13 protein-coding genes are annotated in these 21,707 nt (G+C 48.4%); 9 read left to right on the plus strand and 4 right to left on the minus strand.

Going from position 1 to position 21,707, the window contains the following annotated elements; genetic code table 11:
- Nucleotides 1-45: 45 nt before the first annotated feature.
- From EQP46_RS24135 to EQP46_RS21915, 6 genes are all read left to right on the plus strand, one after another.
- Nucleotides 46-7,686: an immunoglobulin-like domain-containing protein gene (locus tag EQP46_RS24135; RefSeq protein WP_205685943.1), complete on the plus strand. Its 7,641-nt coding sequence runs from the start codon at nucleotides 46-48 to the stop codon at nucleotides 7,684-7,686.
- Between the two features lie 80 nt (nucleotides 7,687-7,766).
- Nucleotides 7,767-9,947 carry a type I secretion system permease/ATPase gene (locus tag EQP46_RS21895; protein WP_129495650.1) on the plus strand — a complete coding sequence of 727 codons (2,181 nt, stop codon included), beginning with the start codon at nucleotides 7,767-7,769 and terminating at the stop codon, nucleotides 9,945-9,947.
- Nucleotides 9,940-11,322, plus strand: a complete 1,383-nt coding sequence (locus tag EQP46_RS21900; RefSeq protein WP_129495651.1) for an HlyD family type I secretion periplasmic adaptor subunit — start codon at nucleotides 9,940-9,942, stop codon at nucleotides 11,320-11,322. Before EQP46_RS21895 ends, EQP46_RS21900 begins: the two co-directional genes overlap by 8 nt.
- A gap of 23 nt (nucleotides 11,323-11,345) precedes the next feature.
- The gene (locus EQP46_RS21905; protein ID WP_129495652.1) at nucleotides 11,346-12,731 is read left to right on the plus strand and encodes a TolC family outer membrane protein; all 1,386 of its coding nucleotides are present in this window, start codon (nucleotides 11,346-11,348) and stop codon (nucleotides 12,729-12,731) included.
- Nucleotides 12,731-13,324, plus strand: coding sequence for an OmpA family protein (locus tag EQP46_RS21910; RefSeq protein WP_129495653.1), 594 nt, complete (start codon nucleotides 12,731-12,733; stop codon nucleotides 13,322-13,324). The genes EQP46_RS21905 and EQP46_RS21910 overlap by 1 nt, the downstream gene beginning before the upstream one ends.
- 70 nt (nucleotides 13,325-13,394) lie before the next feature.
- Nucleotides 13,395-15,329, plus strand: a complete 1,935-nt coding sequence (locus EQP46_RS21915; protein ID WP_129495654.1) for an EAL domain-containing protein — start codon at nucleotides 13,395-13,397, stop codon at nucleotides 15,327-15,329.
- Nucleotides 15,330-15,378: 49 nt separating this feature from the next.
- On the opposite strand, the gene rimI is transcribed toward EQP46_RS21915, so the two are convergent.
- The 4 genes from rimI to ubiT form a co-directional block, all read right to left on the minus strand.
- On the minus strand, nucleotides 15,379-15,825 hold the full coding sequence (rimI, locus tag EQP46_RS21920; protein ID WP_102317473.1) for a ribosomal protein S18-alanine N-acetyltransferase: 447 nt from the start codon (nucleotides 15,823-15,825) through the stop codon (nucleotides 15,379-15,381).
- Nucleotides 15,815-16,210, minus strand: coding sequence for a DNA polymerase III subunit psi (locus EQP46_RS21925; protein WP_129495655.1), 396 nt, complete (start codon nucleotides 16,208-16,210; stop codon nucleotides 15,815-15,817). Before EQP46_RS21925 ends, rimI begins: the two co-directional genes overlap by 11 nt.
- 117 nt (nucleotides 16,211-16,327) lie before the next feature.
- Complete coding sequence (locus EQP46_RS21930) at nucleotides 16,328-16,831, minus strand: GNAT family N-acetyltransferase (RefSeq protein ID WP_129495656.1); 504 nt, start codon at nucleotides 16,829-16,831, stop codon at nucleotides 16,328-16,330.
- Entirely contained in the window at nucleotides 16,815-17,342 is a 528-nt protein-coding gene (ubiT, locus tag EQP46_RS21935; protein WP_192545538.1) for a ubiquinone anaerobic biosynthesis accessory factor UbiT, read from the minus strand. Before ubiT ends, EQP46_RS21930 begins: the two co-directional genes overlap by 17 nt.
- A 199-nt stretch (nucleotides 17,343-17,541) precedes the next feature.
- On the opposite strand from ubiT, the gene EQP46_RS21940 reads away from it, so the two are divergent.
- From EQP46_RS21940 to EQP46_RS21950, 3 genes are all read left to right on the plus strand, one after another.
- Complete coding sequence (locus EQP46_RS21940) at nucleotides 17,542-19,602, plus strand: sensor domain-containing protein (protein WP_167482787.1); 2,061 nt, start codon at nucleotides 17,542-17,544, stop codon at nucleotides 19,600-19,602.
- Between the two features lie 192 nt (nucleotides 19,603-19,794).
- A complete protein-coding gene (gene ubiU / locus EQP46_RS21945; RefSeq protein ID WP_129495659.1) occupies nucleotides 19,795-20,790 on the plus strand; it encodes a ubiquinone anaerobic biosynthesis protein UbiU in 996 nt (331 codons plus the stop codon).
- Nucleotides 20,791-20,803: 13 nt separating this feature from the next.
- On the plus strand, nucleotides 20,804-21,670 hold the full coding sequence (locus EQP46_RS21950; RefSeq protein ID WP_129495660.1) for a U32 family peptidase: 867 nt from the start codon (nucleotides 20,804-20,806) through the stop codon (nucleotides 21,668-21,670).
- Nucleotides 21,671-21,707: the final 37 nt, after the last annotated feature.

A 21,707-nucleotide genomic window follows, 5' to 3' on the forward strand; every position in this document is an offset into this window, starting at 1 on the left:
GGGGCCACCCTCACCTTCGGCACCGATTACACGCCGGGTACCTTGGTGACCTCCACGCCATTYGATATCAACAACGGTGAAGACGTTGTRGTYGATGCGTCTGACACCACCTATGACGTAACCRTCACGGGCGGTGACTTTGAATCTCTGACCTCACCAGACAGCGTCACCGTCTCTGTTGAAGACACCATGGACACCGTGACCGTCAAACTCACTGCGTCTGACAAGGTCAATGAAGGCGGCCAGATTACTTACACCGCAACCCTCGTGGGCGGTGAAGCCCAAAACGACATTACTGTCAAACTGGCGAATGGCGAGACTATCACCATCAACGCAGGTCAGACCGAAGGTACTGTCACCACGAACGTGGCCAACGACATTTACGACTCTGCTAACATCTCCAACAGCATTGCGTCAGTACAAGAAGCTAGCAGCAACGCTAAGTTAGAAGACCTTCAAGCAGATGGCGCAACCGTCACCACTGCTGTGGTTGATATCATCGAAAACGGCGATGCGGCCACCCTGACGCTGAACAATGTCACGGTCAAAGAAGGCACAGATAAAGCTACCATCACGGGTTCGCTCGACCACACACCAAAGACTGATGTCACGGTAACCCTAAGTAACGGTGCCACCTTGACCTTCGACACCGACTACACGCCGGGTACCTTGGTGACCTCCACGCCATTTGATATCAACAACGGTGAAGATGTCGTGGTTGATGCGTCTGACACCACCTATGACGTGACCGTCACGGGCGGTGACTTTGAATCTCTGACTTCACCAGACAACGTCACTGTCTCTGTCAAAGACACCATCGACACCGTGACCGTAAAACTCACTGCGTCTGACAAGGTCAACGAAGGTGGCCAGATTACTTACACCGCAACCCTCGTGGGCGGTGAAGCCCAAAACGACATTACCGTCACACTGGCGAACGGTGAAGAAATCACTATCAAAGCAGGTCAGACCGAAGGCACTGTCACCGCAGATGTTGCCAACGATATTTACCACTCCGATAACATCACCAACAGCATTGCCAATGTCACCGAGGCGGGTGACAACGCTAAGCTGGAAGACCTGCAAGCAGATGGTGCAACCGTCACCACGACTGTGGAAGATATCGTCGAAAACGGTGATGCGGCCACCCTGACCCTGAACAATGTCACCGTAAAAGAAGGCACAGATAAAGCCACCATCACGGGCTCGCTCGACCACACACCAAAGACTGAAGTCACGGTGACATTAAGCAACGGGGCCACCCTCACCTTCGGCACCGATTACACGCCGGGTACCTTGGTGACCTCCACGCCATTTGATATCAACAACGGTGAAGACGTTGTAGTCGATGCGTCTGACACCACCTATGACGTAACCGTCACGGGCGGTGACTTTGAATCTCTGACCTCACCAGACAGCGTCACTGTCTCTGTCGATGACACCATGGATACCGTCACTGTCAAGCTCACTGCGTCTGACAAAGTCAACGAAGGTGGCCAGATTACTTACACCGCCACATTAGAAGGCGGCGTGGCTCAGAACGACATCACAGTGACATTAGCCAACGGTGAAAAAATCACTATCAAAGCAGGTCAAACAGCAGGCTCTGCCTTCACGGATGTTGCCAACGACATTTACGACTCCGCTAACATCACCAACAGCATTGCAAGCATCACCGAAACGGGTGACAACGCTAAGCTGGAAGATCTGCAAGCAGATGGCGCCACCGTCACCACTACAGTGGCTGATATCATCGAAAACGGCGATGCGGCCACCCTGACGCTGAACAATGTCACGGTTGAAGAAGGCACAGACAAAGCCACCATCACAGGCTCGCTCGACCACACGCCAAAGACTGATGTAACAGTAACCCTAAGCAACGGGGCCACCCTCACTTTCGGCCCCGACTACACGCCAGGCACCTTGGTGACTTCCACGCCATTCGATATCAACAACGGCGAAGATGTCGTGGTTGATGCGTCTGACACCACCTATGACGTGACTGTCACGGGCGGTGACTTTGAATCTCTGACCTCACCAGACAGCGTCACTGTCTCTGTCGATGACACCATGGACACCGTCACCGTCAAACTCACTGCATCTGACAAGGTCAACGAAGGTGGCCAGATTACTTACACCGCCACATTGGAAGGCGGCGTTGCGAAAAACAACATCACAGTGACCTTGGCGAACGGTGAGACTATCACCATCACCGCAGGTCAAACCGAAGGCACTGTCACCACGAACGTGGCCAACGACATTTACAACTCCGATAACATCACCAACAGCATTGCCAATGTCACCGAGGCGGGTGACAACGCTAAGCTGGAAGGCCTGCAAGCAGATGGTGCAACCGTCACCACGACTGTGGCTGATATCATCGAAAACGGCGATGCTGCGACCCTAACACTGAACAATGTCACGGTTGAAGAAGGCACAGACAAAGCCACCATCACGGGCTCGCTCGACCACACACCAAAGACTGATGTGACGGTCACCCTAAGCAACGGGGCTACCCTCACCTTCGGCACCGACTACACGCCGGGTACCTTGGTGACCTCCACGCCATTCGATATCAACAACGGCGAAGATGTCGTGGTTGATGCATCTGACACCACCTATGACGTGACCGTCACGGGCGGTGAATTTGAATCTCTGACCTCACCAGACAGCGTCACTGTCTCTGTCGATGACACCATGGATACCGTCACTGTCAAACTCACTGCGTCTGACAAAGTCAACGAAGGTGGCCAGATTACTTACACCGCCACATTAGAAGGCGGCGTGGCTCAGAACGACATCACAGTGACATTAGCCAACGGTGAAAAAATCACTATCAAAGCAGGTCAAACAGCAGGCTCTGCCTTCACGGATGTTGCCAACGACATTTACGACTCCGCTGACATCACCAACAGCATTGCTTCGGTACAAGAGACCGGCAACAACGCCAAGCTGGAAAATCTGCAGAAAGGTGGCAAAGATGTAAATACAGACATTACTGATGATGGCGATGTCATTACAGCCAAGCTATCAGGTTCAAGTTCCGTCTCGGAAGATGGCGGCAAGATTACCTACACCATCGAATTACAAGATGCTGATGGCGATGCGGTTGAAGTGGCTAATGATGACAATGTCATCGTAACAATTCAGCTGCCAGACGGCTCATCGAAAGACGTTACGTTCAAAGAAGGTGAGAGCACAAAAGACGTTGAATTTATTGTGAATAGGGACGATATCTTTACAGAGTCGGATACTGCCGAGGCATCAATTACTGGCATTTCAGGTGGCACTGAGTTTGAAGACCTCACAACAGATAATTCGACGGTGACAACACTAGTCGAAGATGACATTGATACCATTTTTGCCATCATCGAAATAAATGGTGATAAGAAAGTTGAAGAATCCGACGGTGAAACAATCACCTACACCGTCACACTTGTTGACCAAAACGGAAATGAAGTCAGCGTTCCAAACAATGAATCCGTTACCATCAACTTAAAATGGAAAGGCTCAACCGAGAAGGAAGACTTTGCCGAAGGCACTGATCTCCCGAAATCGATAATCATTGAGGGCGGTGAAAGTCACGCCTCATTCGACATTGAGATCAAAGATGACAACCTCAATGAAGGCACAGAGAAACTCGTCGCCCACATTAAGAACATCAAGCAAGATTCATTCGAAAAGGTCGTTGAAGGCAAGTTAGATAACAATGGCATTCCATCAAAAGGAAAAGCCAAAGCTGTCGTAACAATTGAAGACGAATCAACGTCTAACGCTGAAGACACCGTCTCCGTGAAAATTTTCGCAGTGGTTAATGGTAAGCTCGTCAGCACGAATACCATCAATGAAAATGTCGAAGAAGGCACCAATGAGGCGGTTTACAAAGCGGTTCTTGTAGACAGCAATGGCAATATCATCGACGAAGGAAATCAATCTGAAATCAATGTTTCCTTCTCGGATCTTGGTCTGAATCAAAACGGGTCTGCGGATTTTGATCTCAATGGTCAAACCATCACTGTAAAGTTAAACGACGCGTTTTCAGCCAAGGCGCTCGATGATCTCTACCGAGAAGTAAAAGAAGAATTCACTGTTAAAGCTGAGCTCACTGATGATCAAATCGCCTCTTTAGAACAAACCTATGAAAAAGTCGTCAGTAGCGATGACAAGGTCACGACCACCATCCGAGATGAACACCACAGTGACAGAGACACAAATGACACCGTTTATGTCGTCATCGAAAGTTCTGGCGATGTAACAGAGTCAGATGATGCAACGATCACTTACACAGTCACCTTGGTCGACGTAAATGGAAATCCTGTTAACGTCCCTGCTGGTGAGTCCGTTGATGTTCGAATTAGCTGGAATGGGTCAAGTGAAGTCTCTGATTTCGCCAACCATAACGGCTTGCCAACGTTCGTCACCATCAACGGTGGAGAGAGCAGTACTTCTGAAGGTTTAACTGTTCACGTTAAAGATGACTCTTTGAAAGAGGGGTCTGAAAGCTTAAAAGCGCATGTGACGCAAATCAGCCAGTCGAGCTTTGAAATCGTTCGAGAAGGTGAACTAGATAGCAACGGAAAGCCTCAAGAAGCGCAAGCTATCGCAGAAGCAAACATCCTCGATGAAATCGTTTCTGGCAGTGAGTCAGTCACCGTGAAACTCTTCGTCGCAGATGGTTCTGGCAAGCTTGTTTTAGAGAACGGTTCCCCAGTCGAAGCTGATGGCAGCCAAATACTGACCGAAGCTGAAAGCGATACCATCCAGTACATCGCGCTCCCTGTTGCGCCTAACGGTGAAATCCTCGCAGACATTGATGATGGCGGGAACGTGACGCTCTCTGATGCGAATCGCGGAAAAGTGATAGTCACCCTCTCTGAAGGCGTTGATTTGAATCACAGCAACAACAGCGATATCGAAACGTCTGGCATATCCAAAAATGGTTCCGTTGTTCTGGGCAAACCTTTTGACGTAACGGCGACCAATGACAACTTCAAAGACAGTGGCGAAACTATCTCCATTTCGCTGGGCGATGTGCAAGGAAAAATCGTCAACAGTTATGAAAATGTCGTTACCTCTGGCGATGTTACGCATGTCATCGAGGATGAAGATGTCTCAAGTTCTACAGAATCACTCTTCGTTACTTTTACAGCAGCACAAACACAAGTAAACGAAGAAGGAGAGCCCACTCTCGAGTTCACGTTGTCACTGGTTGATGAAAACGGTGACAAAGTACAATTGGAAGCGGGACAGACGGTTTCAGTTAACGTTGATTGGTCTTTAGGCCGCGACGGGCAGCTATCGCTCGATGATTTCTCCTCAACCAACAACCTCAATAACAGCTACGTATTGGAAGCAGGAACAGAGCTTCAAACGATCTCGCTCACCGTCGAAAATGACGCGCACGTTGAGGGGCTGGAAACCATCGTTGGTAACATCACCCAAGTAACCAGTGAAAGTTTCGAAAGTGTCGCTCAAGGGATCAAAGACCTATCAGGAAAGATCGTTGAAGGAAGCGCAACAGTATCCTCAACAGTCATCGATAACGACAACCCACCAGTCGCAAAAGACGATTACGACGAAGGTAACATTGAAGTGGGCGGCCCTCATCCCTATTGGGTTAACAACAGTGATGCTGATGGTATTTTCATTGCTTTCACTGACATCACCAAAAACGACACCGACCCAGATACTGGCGACACAGTCAGTATTTGGAACAAAGATGATCTAAGCAGCTTTGTATTAGTGCCAAGCGATGCCGGCTCTTTAGCATTGGGGCAAAACGGCATCACCTTCAAACCAAGCCCTGACTACAATGGCCCCGTTCAGATTGAATACTTCGCCACCGACGGTACAAATAAATCTCTCGAGTCGGCAAATATTCATATTTACGTTAATGAAGTGAATGCCAATGACGATGGCGGTGACGTGTTGTTCACCACATCCAAAGCGGATGGATGGGCAAACTTGGACGGCAATGGCTTTTTCACCGTCAAAGCATTCAAAAAAGGGGAAGCCTTTAATGCCGATGGCTCACTAAGCGGGGCTGGGGATACAGTAAGCGAAAATTCCAAGCACCTAGACAACAAATACGGTATGGGTGTGGCTGACAATGCGCGTGATGATGGCGCGGGAGATGTTCCGTATCAAGTGGAATACGACCATGAGACAGACTCGTCCGAAGCTTTGCGCATTGATTTAACCAATCCTATTAAGGCATTAGCGTTTGGTGTTTCGCGGTTGTTTGCCGAAGAGAATGGTACAGAAGTCGGTCAATATAAGCTTTACGATGCCGATGGCAATCTCATCAAGACCCAATCATTCTCGTTAGATTCGGGTGACAAAGGGGCATTTACCATCTTCTCAAACACGCCGTTTTCTTATGTTGTGTTTGAAGCCCTTCCACGAACAAAAGACGGTGAATCACAAACCAGTGGCGATGCGTCTGATTTTGTCATTACTGAAATTACCATTCTGAACGACGCCTTCATCGTTGAAGAAGGTTTAACACCCGATAATTCAGATGCCGATACTATCAGCGGCTCACTATTCGACAATGACTCGGACCCTGAAGGCCATGCCTTCTCGATCACCAAAGTGAATGGCGAAGCATTGACGTTTACTGACGATGGCAAAGCGACGGTTGACTTTAACGAAGGTTCGTTGACCATTTGGAAAGACGGCCGATTCACTTTCGAAGCCGCTGATCAAGGTGACAACCTCAAGGCTGGCGAGCAGCAAGACTTTGACTTCGAATACACCATCCAAGATGAAAAAGGTGACACTGACTCTGCGACAGTTCATATCGATATTGTTGGTAAGGACGCAGCCCTAAACCCTAATCCTAATCCTAATCCTCAAGATAAAATGGTCGTATTAGGTTTTGGTGGCGATGACGCAATCAATGCGAATATCGTGAAAATTCTGAAAACCGGAGGATTAGAACAAAAGCACGCTTGGGAAGAGCAGCCCGGCGATTACTACACCAAAGAACAATTTGAAGATGCCGGTTATATTGTCACCAGCGCTGACGAAAACAACTTGAACCATGCTTCAGGTAAGTACGGCAACTTTGAACTCGAGCTCGAAAACCCGTACGACGCAAATGAAGGAGCCTACCTGTTTGGTGACTTAGGGAATGACAACATCATTGGTGGCGCAGGCGCTGACACCATTAGAGGTGGCGCCAACGGGCACGGTAGTTCAGGCCTTAGTGCAAATGGAGAATCAGGAGACACGCTTGAAGGCGGTGCGGGGGCAGATACATTCCTTTGGATGAAAGAAGACTTAGTCAACCTCGGCACTGTCAACGGATACGACCATATCACTGACTTCATTGGTGATTTTAATGTCAATGAAGATAAATTAGATTTATCAGACCTCGTTTCTGTATCAAATGGTGACCTAGATAATTTATCAGTAGGCTATGACGAGCATGGCCAGCTTAAGTTATCCATTAACGTCACGGGTGTAGAAAATGACAGTGATGGCAATGTCACTCAACACATTGTTCTACAGAAAAAAAGTCAATCACAAGTGGACAATGAAGGGCTAGACCCATCCGTTGATGGGGGGATCGTTGTCAATACCATCATTAATGGAGAAGAAGCTAAGCTCACAATTACAGACAGCGATGGATATGCAGGGGTCAATGCACCAACTGTAACTATTGATTTTGAAAACGATTAACGTCTAGGGCACTGGCCATTTGGTCATGCCCTTTTCGTTTTTATACGTATGTATTTTTAATTATTTATAGAGAGAACTAGGTGACCGAAGTCAGTATCGCCGAACGCAAACCGTCGCAGTGGCGCATTAGTGCGTCCACAAAGGCGGTTGACGACCCGTTGTTAGATTGTTTGGTATTACTCACCGAACACTATGGTTCACCGTGCTCTGGCGATGCCTTAACGGCTGGTTTACCAATGACAGACGCGTTGCTCAAGCCGGATTTATTTCCGCAGGCAGCAGCGCGCGCTGGATTGACCGCAAAGCTATCTCGTCGGCAGTTACATGCTCTTCCTAAGCTTTTGCTGCCTTGCATACTTCTTTTGAATAACGAAAAAGCCTGCATTCTTCGCCACCTTGATGAGGACAAAGGGCTCGCTCTGATCCAAACGTCTGAAACTGGCGGCGAAGAAGAGATATCTTTGGCTGAACTCGAAGCCATGTATGTCGGTTACGCGTTTTTGGTTAAGCGCCAATACCGAGGCGATAACAGTGTCGACCTTCATCTTCATGACACCAAAATTCATTGGTTTTGGCAGACGGTAAAAGATGCCTCTCCTATCTACCGTGATGCAATCATTGCGTCGATATTGGTCAATCTGTTCGCCCTGGTTTCTCCACTCTTTGTCATGAATGTCTATGACAAAGTCCTGCCTAACTTGGCTTTTGAATCCTTGTGGGTACTCGCATCAGGCGCACTTATCGCGTTCAGCTTTGATTTTCTGATGAAGAAAATGCGCTCCTACTTGATTGATGTGGCGGGTAAAAAAGTCGACATCATCGTGTCCTCGAGACTGTTCGCGCGCTTAATGGGTATACCGCTAGAAAAAAGAGCCAAGAGCGTCGGGGGCATGGCGAAGCAGCTTGGCGAGTTCGATGGCATTCGTGACATGTTGACGTCTGCCACTATCACGACCTTGGTCGATCTGCCTTTTGCAGCTTTCTTCATTTTTATAATCTACTTGGTTGCAGGCGATCTTGCGGTAGTGCCTGTTGTCGCAGGTATTGCCATTATCGGGTACGCCTTACTCGTCCAGCCTCGACTTAAAGCGGCCATTGAAGAGTCCAATAAGTACGCAAGTCAAAAACATGGTCATTTGATCGAAAGCCTCTCGGCGATGGAAAGCATTAAAGCGAACGTGGCTGAAGGTATCGTTCAAAAAAGCTGGCAACAGATGACGGCACACACCGCTAACTGGAACCTAAAGGTAAAAAAAATCACCAATTCGGTGTCCTACTTTGCCGCATTTATCGTGCAAGTAACCTCGGTGGCCGTCGTCGTGTTTGGTGTTTATCGTGTTGCTGATGCAGCCATTACCATGGGCGGAATCATCGCGGCAGTGATGCTCTCAAGCCGTGCCGTGTCACCCATGGCGCAACTTGCCGGGTTAATGAGCCGCTGGAACCAGACACAATCAGGCATGCGTCAACTCAATGCCATGATGGAACAAGAAGACGAGTTCGCGGAAAAAGGGCATTTGATTAGTCGTAAGCGGTTAAACGGTGACATTTATGCCGACAATGTCAGCTTTCTTTACCCCGACACCGACAAACCTGCCCTTCACGCCACCAGCTTCACCATAAAAGCCGGAGACAAGGTTGCCATCTTAGGCAAAAACGGGACGGGTAAAAGTACGCTCATTCGAATGCTTGCAGGCCTCTACCAACCATCACAAGGCAGCCTGCGTTTTGATGGCGTTGATGCAAAGCAAATACACCCAGCAGATCTGCGCCGCAACGTGGGTTATCTAGCGCAAGATGTCACGCTTTTTCACGGTACTATTCGTGAAAATATTATGTTTGGTACGCGCCAGGTAACAGAGCACCAATTAATCCGAGCAACCCAACTCTCTGGTGTTGGCATCTTCACGTCACAAGACAGTGAAGGCTTAGACAAACAAGTTGGCGAGCGCGGCGAGGCCTTATCTCGCGGACAACGACAATCCGTGGCGCTAGCACGAGCACTACTGAACGACCCTCCCCTTTTGATCATGGATGAGCCCACCGCAAGTTTAGATGCTCACGCGGAAAATCAATTTATTCATTCAATGAAGTTCGCCGCAAAAGAGCGCACTTTGGTGATGATCACACACAAGATGGCGCTGCTCCAACTCGTGGATCGCGTCATTGTTATGGATAAAGGCCGCATCGTGATGGATGGCCCACGTGACAAGGTTCTCGCGCGTTTAAATAGCAGTAACGCTGGAGAGAAAAATGACTAATGCGTTAAAACACGATGACCTCGAAATGACTGACGATGTGTATGGCGCGATGCTGACAGATGCACCGCTTCGATATCGCATGGTTATCTGGGGCGTGTTTGCCTTTTTTGCTGTGATGTTGGTTTGGTCAAACTTTGCTTCACTAGATCGCATGACGCGCGGTGAAGGAAAGGTCATCCCCTCCTCGCAAGTACAGCTCATTCAAAGTTTGGATGGCGGCATTCTTCAAGCCATGTATGTCTCTGAAGGTCAGCTTGTTCAGCAAGGTGAACCGCTCGCCCGTATCGACGATACCCGTTTTCGCTCTGACCTTGCACAACAAGAGGAAGAAGATGCCAGCCTGCGCGCCAATATCATTCGGATGCGTAAAGAACTGCAAAGCATCACGTTATCGCCAGATGCGCCGAATTGGCACGATAAAGTGCAAATCAACATTCAGCCGTTAGTCTTCCCTGACACCCTCATTGCCGCTGAACCAGAGTTGGTTGCTCGTCAGGAGTTAGAATACCAAGGTCGCTTGCTGGATGTGAAAAACAAGCTGGAGATCTTGGCGCGTCAAATTTTGCAAAAACAGCAAGAAAGCCGAGAAATTGAATCAAAGATCCGCACCCTCTCGAACAGTTACGGATTGATAAGCCGCGAGTTGAAAATCACCATCCCTCTGGCAAAACGCGGCATCGTCTCTGAAGTTGACCTACTTCGTCTTGAACGACAAGTGAACGACATCAAAGGTGAGCTTGACTCTCTCAAGCTCATGCAGCCGAAATTAAAAGCCACAGTGGACGAAGCGATACTCAAGCGCCGAGAAGCGGTTTTGGCGTTTAGTAATGACACGCGCGCGAAAATGAGTGAGTTAGAAACACGCTTATCTCGACTGACACAAGCGCAGGTGGGTTCCCAGGATAAAGTCGATAAGGCAGTCATCACCTCCCCTGTCACTGGCACCATTAAAACCATTCATATCAACACACTCGGCGGCGTCGTTCAGCCGGGCATCGACTTGATCGAGATTGTTCCTGCTGAAGACCAATTGTTGATTGAAGCCAAAATATCACCAAAAGACATCGCCTTCCTCCATCCCGGGTTGCCCTCAGTGGTCAAAGTCAGCGCCTATGATTTTACCCGTTATGGCGGACTCAATGGCGAGCTTGAGCATATCAGTGCCGACACCACACAAGACGAGGAAGGAAACAGCTTCTATCTCGTCAGGATCCGCACTGAAAAATCCAATCTCACGAAAAAAGACGGCGGTGAGCTCCCGATCATTCCGGGCATGTTGACCTCTGTCGACATTATTACAGGGAAGCGAACAGTACTTGAGTACTTGCTAAACCCAATACTCAGAGCAAAAGAATCAGCGCTCAGAGAACGCTGATGATAATAATCAAGGAGAGACCCATGAAGAACAGCGTCAGTCTGTCATTAAAAAGGAGCGTGGCTGCATTGGCAGTAGCGGCCGCACTGATTCCATCGACATCCTTTGCACAGTCACTTGAGCAAGCCGTTGCAACGGCGTTGGATACGCATCCCACCATTCGACAAGCCTTTAATCGATTCAAAGCCTCTGAAGAGCAAGTGAATCAAGCCGAATCGGGATACTACCCAAGCATCGACTTCGATGCTGGGCTCGGCCGAGAATGGACAGACAGCCCATCAACACGTCGTGATGGTGACGATAAAGAGCTGACACGCCGAGAGATTGGCTTATCACTTCGCCAAGTCATTTTTAATGGCTTTCAAACGGCTAATGAAATCAACAGAACAGAGTTTGAAGCAAGCGCAGAACAATGGGCGCTTTTTGCCTCTGCCGAAGACATTGCCTTGGAAGTCTCTCGCGCTTATCTCGAGTATTTACGTGCTGAAAAAATCGTTATTTTGTCCCAACGTAACCTCGACAGTCACCAGGCCATTTACGATGCAGTGAAACAAAAAACAGATTCAGGACTGGGTTCAACCGCCGATCTTTCTCAAGTTACTGGCCGCCTTGCCCGCGCCCATTCAAACTTGATTTCTTCAAAGAACAACCTGTCAGATGCGTACATTACGTATAAAAAGCTTGTCAATGTTGCGCCGCAAAACACGCGCATTCCTGTACCCGATGCGCTTTTACTGCCAGAAAGCCTAGAGCAAGCGCTTGATATTTCTACGGCTTACCACCCAACCCTAAAAGTGGCCGGAAATGACATCAACGCCGCGACCGCACAACGCGATTCCGCCCAAGGTAACTACTACCCTGAAGTGACTTTCGACCTCTCGGCAGGTTGGGATGACAACTTAGACGGTACAGACGGAACCAGCCCGACTGGCGCGGATGTTGGCGGCAACAACGATGAAGTACTCGCGATGGTGCGCGTGAGCTACAACCTGTTCTCAGGCGGTTCAGATCGCGCTCGAGAGCGTGAGGCGGCTTACAACATCAATGAATCTAAAGCCATTCAACAAGAGGTTTATCGCGACATTGTTGAAGGAACAACGTTAGCGTGGAATGCACGAGATTTTCTTGCTCAGCAAATGACGTATTTGCGTCAGCACGTTGAATCTGCCATAGAAACGCGCAATGCCTATGAGGATCAATTCAAACTTGGTCAACGTACCTTGATAGACGTTTTGGATGCTGAAAATGAGCTCTTTCAAGCCCGAAGAGAGTACCTCACCGCAGAATATGACGATCTCATTGCCCAATATCGATTGCTCAATGCCACAGGGCAACTGCTTCAATCACTTCGCATTACAACCCCAGATGTGTGGTTAGGTGAAGATAGCTACCAAGGAGGCGTTCAATAATGAAAATCTATGCGGCCTTACTTCCTCTGATCTTTCTTGCTGGCTGCGCGCCACAAGACGTCATCACCATGCAAGATGTGTCACCTCAAGAAAACGACCTGCGCGATCTCGACTTTGATGGTGTCATCAAATCCCGAGAAAAATGCGTTGAAACCATCGCTGGCGCCGCCGTAAACAACGATGGTTGTCCGAAAGACAAGAGCGTCAAACAAAGTTTCAAACTTGACGTGAAATTCCCGAATAACTCCGCAGAGTTACTTCCGCGCTATTATGCAAAGTTGGAGCAATTGGTGGCGTTTATGGAAGAACAAAAAGAGGCCACTGTCACCATCGAAGGCCATGCGAGTAAAGTGGGCAATCCTGCCCATAATTTGGTGTTGTCACAGCAGCGCGCAGATGCCGTTGCCGAGGCATTGGTAAAAGACTTTGGCATCTCAGCCTCCCGTGTTGAAGCGATTGGCCACGGCGATGCAGAACCATTGATTGATGATGATTCTGACTTTGCTCATGAAACCAATCGCCGCGTCATGGCAACGCTGAGCGGAAGCTACAGCACCACTGACATGCGATGGACCATTTTCACGTCAGAGTAAACGCAAAGCCAACCTCATTCACCGATGAGGTTGGCGCTTTTTCGTCCATTAGACAGAAACCCTATCAACTATGATTGCGAATCGCTTTTCTCTTTTTTTAGCATTCACACTGGCTATTCTCGCACTGTTCTTCTCTTTTTCTCTTCAGCTCCATTGGAATGTACAGCAGCAGAGAAATCAGTTAGTACAGTACGCTGACGACCTCACGTCTCAGCTTTCAAGTACGCTTCCCGTGTTCATCTCATACAATGACAGAGAAGCCATTGTCCGTATCGTTGAAGCCTCATTGACACCCAACGTAACGTCCCTTACTTTGGTTGACTTGATCACATCAGAACAAGCGACATGGTCAGGAGAGACAGTCAACACTCCCACATCGTCGCTGCCTTTTGCGCATATTTCATCCATAGAAAGGCAGGTTGAATTGCAGCATGAAGGCATCCCTATCGCCTCATTAGCCATCACTGTGGCGCCGAATAAAGAAGTACAAATCGCTGGGTTCAATGCCATCAAAACACTGGGCATACACGCCGCATACTTGTTTATAACCTTATCCATTGCCGCCTTTTTCATTGGTCGACAACGTCGCGCCATTCTCGATGCAGCACAAACACTGACCGCAATGTCTAACAATGGATTCCTTCCTCTTGAAACCTCAAAGCGTTCAGGCATTGCAACCCTTGATCATGCGATGGATCATTTTGGTCGACACGCCCAACGCTTGCTGCAATCAAGCAACAGTGAATTAAAACGTTTACGTCAGAGTATGATGTTTGATGCTGTGTCAGGGCTGTACAACAAACAGTATTTTATTCATCAACTCAACAGTTGGATGGATGAAGGCGAGGATGCCCAAGGCGCAGTCTTTATCATCCAGGTCGATTGGCTTGAGCATGTATACCGACAATATGGGTACTCCGTCAGAGACGAGACATGGAGACTGCTTTCACATTCATTGCAAGACATCGCAATTCAAGACAGCAATGCGTGCTTAGCCCGCTTTGGTGAAAAAGAATTGGCCATTTTCCTGCCTGAATATAACGACGAAGAAAGCCGTAAAGTGCTACATGCTGTTATCAGCGCACTGAACAATGAAGCTGTGATGGCAGGGTTTTGCGCCAATAAGGACGTTCATATTGGGGTTGTGCATGCGCACGGAAAATCCAGCTCGGACATGCTGTCATTTGCCGACAACGCACTTCAGCACGCCATTGAGAAAAATGAGGTTTTTATTTTTCACCAAGGCACCAATGAGCATGTCATTGCGCGAGAAGCGTGGCGAGAACTGTTGTCTGAGGCCATCGACAAACGTTTACTCAGGCTAAAGTCTCAACCCGTCTATACGCTGGGAGAAAGCGCGAGTATTTTCCATCGCGAAGTGTTTACTCAGACTTTGATTGAGCACACATGGCATTCTGCTGGGCGCATCATGCCTTATGTCAATTTCTTCTCTAAAGGGGCAGAGCTCGACCGCGCCATTATTGAAACCCTGATACAGCAGCATCACCAGCGTCCAATTCAAGGGAAAATTGCCCTCAACCTATCAACCACAAGCCTTCGTGATGGTACGTTCATTGATTGGCTGTGCAACGTTGTTCGCAATGAATTGCCTTCAGAGTATCTTCATTTCGAAATCAGTGAAGCAAGTGCGCGTGCAGACCTCAATGCGTGCTTATTGTTTTCGAAGAAAATGAAAGCCTGTGGGGTTTCAATCGGCATCGATCACTTTGGTCGATACTTGGAGAGCGTCGAGTACCTCGCTGCAATAAAGCCGCATTACGTTAAGCTCGATCAAGCATTTACCCAAACACAATGCAGCACTAACCAGCTTTTCACCATCACGTTGGCAAACATTGCTGAATCACTCAACATCACGGTGATTGCCACGGGAGTGAAAAACACAGCATTGCTAGAGCGCCTTGATCCTATGCTCATTCATGCTTACCAAGGTTTTATTCATCCACCAACGCTGATCATCGAAGACGAGCTTCAGCCTCAGAGATAACGACACAAAAAAGCCCGCACAGCGCGGGCTTCTTTTCATCAAGTCACGGTTACTCAAACCAGTAACTCATGATCAACGCATCCTCTCGTCCACCCGCTATAGGGTAGTAATCGAAGCGACGATCGAATTCATTAAAACCTTGAGATTCATAAAGCCTGATAGCGTTTACGTTGCTTTCACGCACCTCAAGCCAGGCTTCTTGAGCTCCTGCAGACTGCATACAATCAATAAACGCCAAGAGAAGTTGCTTCCCATAGCCCTTTCCTTGTTGCGTCGGCGCGACTGCTATGTTCAATAACGAGGCTTCACCCGCCACACATTGCCCATAGAAATACCCTACCACATCGCCATCAACGACAAGGACACGGTTACAAGCAAACTTGGTTTCGGCTTGAGCCAACATCGATTCGGCCCAAGGATGCGTATGTGCAGCGCGCTCAATGCTAATCACAGCGTTAAACCACTGCTCGTCGAGCGTGAGAAGTTCAGCGTTCATATTGTCGGATCTGTACCCACAATGCTTTTTTCGCATCAGGATTATCTTGAAGAAGTGAAAGTGACGGCGACGTAAGTTGCTTTACATCTGCCATCGTGATGGCATCGACACCGGCAAACCAACACCATTCCAGAGAATGTGATTTTAGGTTTGAAAGCGCTTCTCTCGGCAAACGCAATGCTTGATCCGGCGTAAGCTTCATACTGGCTAGGATCTTACCAAACAGCCATGCATCATGTTCATTGGGCGTCACGTCAGACACGAACAGCAGCTTACAGGTGTCCGGTAACGTCAACGTATTTAACGCGGCATTGGGGAACAATTCAGGGCGTCGCAATCCCCATACGGGAATGCCCATTTCTTTCAGACGTTGAACATCGTTCATAAAAAGCGAGTGCCCGTTTAACGAGGTAAGGTTAATGAAAGGCATGCTATCAAAAAACACGTAACGCAGGAATGTCAGCGCACGCCATAACGGTGAAACGCTGACAAGCAGAGTCAATTATAGCGCGTCAAACTCCGCGCAGTATTCCACCAATCCTTTTGCGTCACTGAATGCACCATCAAGTAACTCGATAGCCATAAAGGCATCGGCAGGTACATCCCATTTACAGTTCAAGGAATATTGAGAAGCTGGCACGAAACCCACACGCGAATAATACGCAGGGTCGCCCAGAACAACACAGGCTGGATAACCAAACTCATGCAAAATTTCAAAGCCTTCACGGATCATTTCTGACGCCAAGCCTTGATTGCGGTAATCCGGATGCACACAAACGGGTGCTAAACCTTGAATACCCGTGTCTTGTCCGCCCACAATCACAGGGCTAAACATGATGTGACCAACAACCTTGCCATCATCATTACATGCAACGAGAGACAAGGTGTTATGTCCGTTCTCACGCAATGTCATGACCAAATTGGCCTCTGCATCAGTCTCGAACGCTTTTTTCACCAATCGATCAATAGGCAGGAGATCAGCTGGAGCTTCAGATCTTAGGAGCATAGTGTGCTTCTTCCAAAGAGGTTGGGGCTTGTAAGCCTTTCTGAACAAAATCAGCCAAGGAGAACAATGCCTGTCGAAGCATGGAGGGTAACGAGTCCAGATCCACACTGTCCATCAAATTCTTCACTTCTAAGCCTAATTCTGTATCGCCTTCAATAATCAATCGACGCTGAAAGAACAAGGTATCAGGATCTTCTTTACGTGCGGCAATTAAAATCAAATCATTCAGATCGCCACTGAAGCGCACATCGGCATTTTCAATGTCACTGCGAACCACCAGCTTTTCATTTTCAAAGCTGATGTAGCTTTTGAAGCCAACATCGCGAACATGCACTTCCAACCAACGGCTTTCAAGGAACTCAAACTCACCATCATCTAACGCTTCTTGAAATACACGTTTCAATGTTTCAAGCATCAATGATTGTTGAACTGATGCTGGAACAAGCTTAACAGGTAAGCGAAGAAAAGCAGGAGCTTGCTGTACTAACTTAGTGTGAATCTTGTCGAGCAAAATAGCCATCCAATTTAAGGTCAGTCGAAATGAACGTGTATTGTATGCCAGTGGATCACCTTACTATTATGCCTTGAGTCAAAAAAACAGTGCTCATCGCTATAAAGGTTTATCTCTGCTATCTCAACGTTATATAGTGTTGGATTAATTCGGAGTTGTATTTGGAAATACTCCGCCAGTTAGGATGTGTGGTGCCTTAATGCCAATGAAGCAGTTAACATATTGGTTCTCCCGTCTCACTCATAACAGCCCTTTTCTCTTCGCCGTTCTCGACAAAAACCACCAGTACCTATGGGTCAGTCAGCGTTATTGTGAAATCAGTGGATTGAATCAGGATGAGTTAGTTGGAAAACACGATAAGGACATATTGGGTTCGACTTTCTACGAGGCATTAAAACCCCATTATTTACGTGCCATTAATGGAGAAAACTCCGAAGGCGAAATCGTTCTCAACGATGGCGTGCATGATTCTAGCTTTCATTTCAGCGTTTCCACGCTTGGCCCTTCTCAGCATGAAGAGTTGCCTGAAGGTGCCATCATTTTCCATGCTGTCGACACCTCTGAGCGTCAAATACTCACCAGCGCACTTGAATCATCAGAGCACAGATTTAAACACCTAAGCCAACTTGTTAGCGATGGTTGCTGCGTGTTGGATGATGGCATTGTACTGAGCGCGAACGAACGCGCCGTGGCCCTGCTTGGCTATGACAGCGTTAATGAAATTCTTGGTGAAGACATCGAAAAGCTACTGATAAGCCCCGTCAAAGGGCGCTCTATTGTGGCATCGTTAACATCATTAAAACCAGGGCAACAACTTGCTTGCCAAGCGGTTTGTGCTGCAGCCGATAGCAGCCCGATCAATATCGCCTTCAGCGCCATCAATGTATTAGGCGGAGAAGGGTCAATCATCACCCTTTCACGCTCCGTTTCAGAACCCGAGAACCACAAGCAAACCATTGAAAAATTGGCACAGTTTGATGCGTTAACAGGCCTGTATAACCGTCACGGGTTTTCCCGTCGTTTAGAGCAACTCATTGCCAATAAAACGCCATTGGTCATGTTCTACCTAGATGTCGATAACTTCAAAAACATCAATGACTCTCTAGGCCACCACATTGGCGATCGTGTTCTTCAAGACATCGCTCAACGCCTGAGAAAACAATTACCGCCTGAAACCATCCTTGGCCACCTTGGCGGTGATGAGTTCGCGGTATTGATGCCAGAACAAAGCGATGAAGCGTTGGCCACAGACCTTGCTAACCGCATTGTGAACGTGATCAGCCAGCCTTTTGATCTTTACCACTTCAGTAAATTCCTCGCGTGTTCCATTGGATTGGTGAAATACCCTGGCGACGGCAAAGACGCACGCAGCTTGCTGCAAAACGCTGATACCGCGATGTACGAAGCCAAAGAGCAAGGCCGCAACCGTGTGGTGAATTACAGCCAACACATGAACAAAGAAGCGCGGATGCGTTTATGGCTGGAAATAGAACTTCAAAAAGCGCTGCAGAATAATGGGTTGGAAGTGTGGTATCAGCCTAAGGTGAGTGCCAAAGATTACACCATCAATGGTGCAGAGGCGCTCGTGCGTTGGAAGCACCCGGTTGAAGGCTACATCAGCCCTGCGCGTTTTATTCCTGTGGCTGAGCGTTCCGGCATGATTGAATTGCTGGGCCGTAATGTCATGCGTGAGGTGTTCCAAACCGTGAGGCGCTGGCAAAACATGCAGGTGTTGCCGGGTCGTGTGGCAATAAACCTCTCGCCCCAGCAGTTCAAAAACCCGAACCTCACCTCGCACATGAAAAAACTGCAGGTCGCAACGCAAACCGACCCATCACTCATTACCTTTGAGCTAACGGAAAGTGCGGTGATGAATGACGGTGAACACGCCATCCAAATGCTCAATGCCATAAAAGATCTCGGCTTTTCCTTGTCGATTGACGATTTTGGAACGGGGTATTCCTCACTGTCTTACTTGGCTAAATTCCCGCTGGATGAATTAAAGATCGACCGCGCATTTATCTGCGACATGGAGACCTTTCCTAAACAGGTCACCTTGATTGAAAACATCATCAATCTTGGTCGCTCATTAAACATGTCGTTAGTGGCCGAAGGCGTCGAAACCGGCAAGCAGGCCAGCGTGTTAGCCAACCTAAAGTGCGACACCATTCAGGGCTTCCACTTCTACAAACCCATGCCTCGTGCAGAGTTTGAAGCCATCTTGGTGAGCAATAGAAAAGTCAAAGCAAAAGCGTCATAAGCCACATTGCGTCGGGTTGCGACACGAAAATGTCACCAACCCGACCGCTTTCTTCATGGCTTTCAGAGACGAAACGCGGCGTATGACGCGTAAACCTGCCTTATATCAATGCCCCGTCAGAAGTGACTCCCTAAAATCGCCTCATTAGGTTCATTAACACAACACGTCATTTTCTTTGACGTGGGGAATTATATGGAATTACTTTGCCCGGCAGGGAATCTACCCGCCCTAAAAACCGCCATCGACAATGGTGCAGACGCCGTTTACATCGGCTTTAAAGATGGCACTAACGCCCGTCATTTCGCTGGATTAAACTTCGACGGCAAGAAGCTTCAAAAAGCAGCAAGTTATGTGCACGATCGCAATAAAAAACTGCATGTAGCACTCAACACCTTTGCCCACCCTGACGGCTTTCACCGTTGGACAGATGCGGTTGATGCTGCGATTGATCTGGGCGTTGATGCGCTGATCGTGGCCGATCTCGCCGTGCTGGATTATGCTGCAACCAAGCACCCAGACATGGAAATTCACCTGTCTGTGCAAGCATCAGCCACGAACAGTGCGGCCATTGATTTCTACCGCGACCATTTCAACGTTAAACGTGTGGTTCTGCCTCGCGTATTGTCGATGCATCAAGTAAAGCAGCTTTCTCGCACGACGGATGTCGATCTCGAAGTGTTTGCGTTCGGCAGCCTTTGCATCATGTCAGAGGGGCGTTGTTACTTGTCGTCGTACCTCACAGGGGAATCACCGAACACTGTCGGTGCGTGCTCACCTGCAAAATATGTCCGCTGGAAAGAAACCAACGAAGGGCTAGAGTCTCGCTTGAACGAGATTTTGATCGACCGATACAAAACAGGTGAAAACGCTGGCTACCCTACCCTGTGTAAAGGCCGTTTCATCACCGATGGTGAGGCATACCACGCACTGGAAGAGCCAACGAGTCTGAATACCCTGTCTATCCTGCCCGAGCTGTTTGAAGCAAACATTGCTTCCGTCAAGATTGAAGGTCGCCAGCGCAGCCCGGCGTATGTCGAACAAGTAACACGCACATGGCGACAAGCCATTGATAGTTACAAAGCAAACCCTGAGGACTACCACGTTCTGCCTCAATGGAATCAATGCTTAGACAGCGTATCTGAAGGGGCACAAACCACCCTTGGCGCATACCACCGCAAATGGCAGTAGGAGCTCACCACCTATGAAATACTCTCTTGGCCCGCTACTGTACTTTTGGCCGAAAAACGACGTTGAAGATTTCTATCATCAAGCCGTCACTAGCCAAGCTGACATTGTTTACCTTGGTGAAACCGTGTGCTCCAAGCGCCGAGAAATGCGCACCAACGATTGGCTTGATGTGGCACGAGAGCTCGCGAACAGCGGCAAGCAAGTGGTGCTTTCCACCATGGCTTTGCTCGAAGCGCCGTCTGAAGTCAACATCATGAAAACACTGATCGACAATGGCGAGTTCATTGTTGAAGCCAACGATGTGTCAGCCATTCAACTTGCCCACGAAAAAAGTGTTCCTTTTGTCGCAGGCCCCGCGCTCAACCTGTACAACGCACAAGCGTTAAATGTGATGTTGAAAAAAGGCATGATTCGCTGGTGCATGCCCGTTGAATTATCACGCGATTGGCTGCAAAAGGTGCTTACTGAAGCAGAAATTTTAGGTATTCGAGACAAGTTCGATGTTGAAGTCTTCAGCTACGGACATTTGCCTTTGGCCTATTCGGCGCGCTGTTTCACCGCACGTGCTGAAGATAAACCCAAAGACAAATGCGAAACCTGCTGCATTAGCTACCCACAAGGCATTGAAGTAAAAAGCCAAGAAGGCCAACCCGTCTTCACGTTGAATGGCATTCAGACACAATCTGGCTATTGCTACGATCTGAGTGGTGACCTTGCGTCAATGGAGGGTGTGGTGGATGTCGTTCGTATTAGCCCGCAAGGTAAAGATACGCTAGATATCCTTGCTGGCTTTAAATCAGGTCAATCGGATCTCGCGCCGCGTAGCCATCACTGTAACGGCTACTGGCACAGCATCGAAGGCATGGCGATACACGGTTAAATGCATCGAGCGCTAGCAGGTTAACGCTGGTGAACAG

Origin of the sequence: Enterovibrio baiacu (genome assembly GCF_004120195.1) — a bacterium.
Classification (GTDB): Bacteria; Pseudomonadota; Gammaproteobacteria; order Enterobacterales; family Vibrionaceae; genus Enterovibrio; species Enterovibrio baiacui.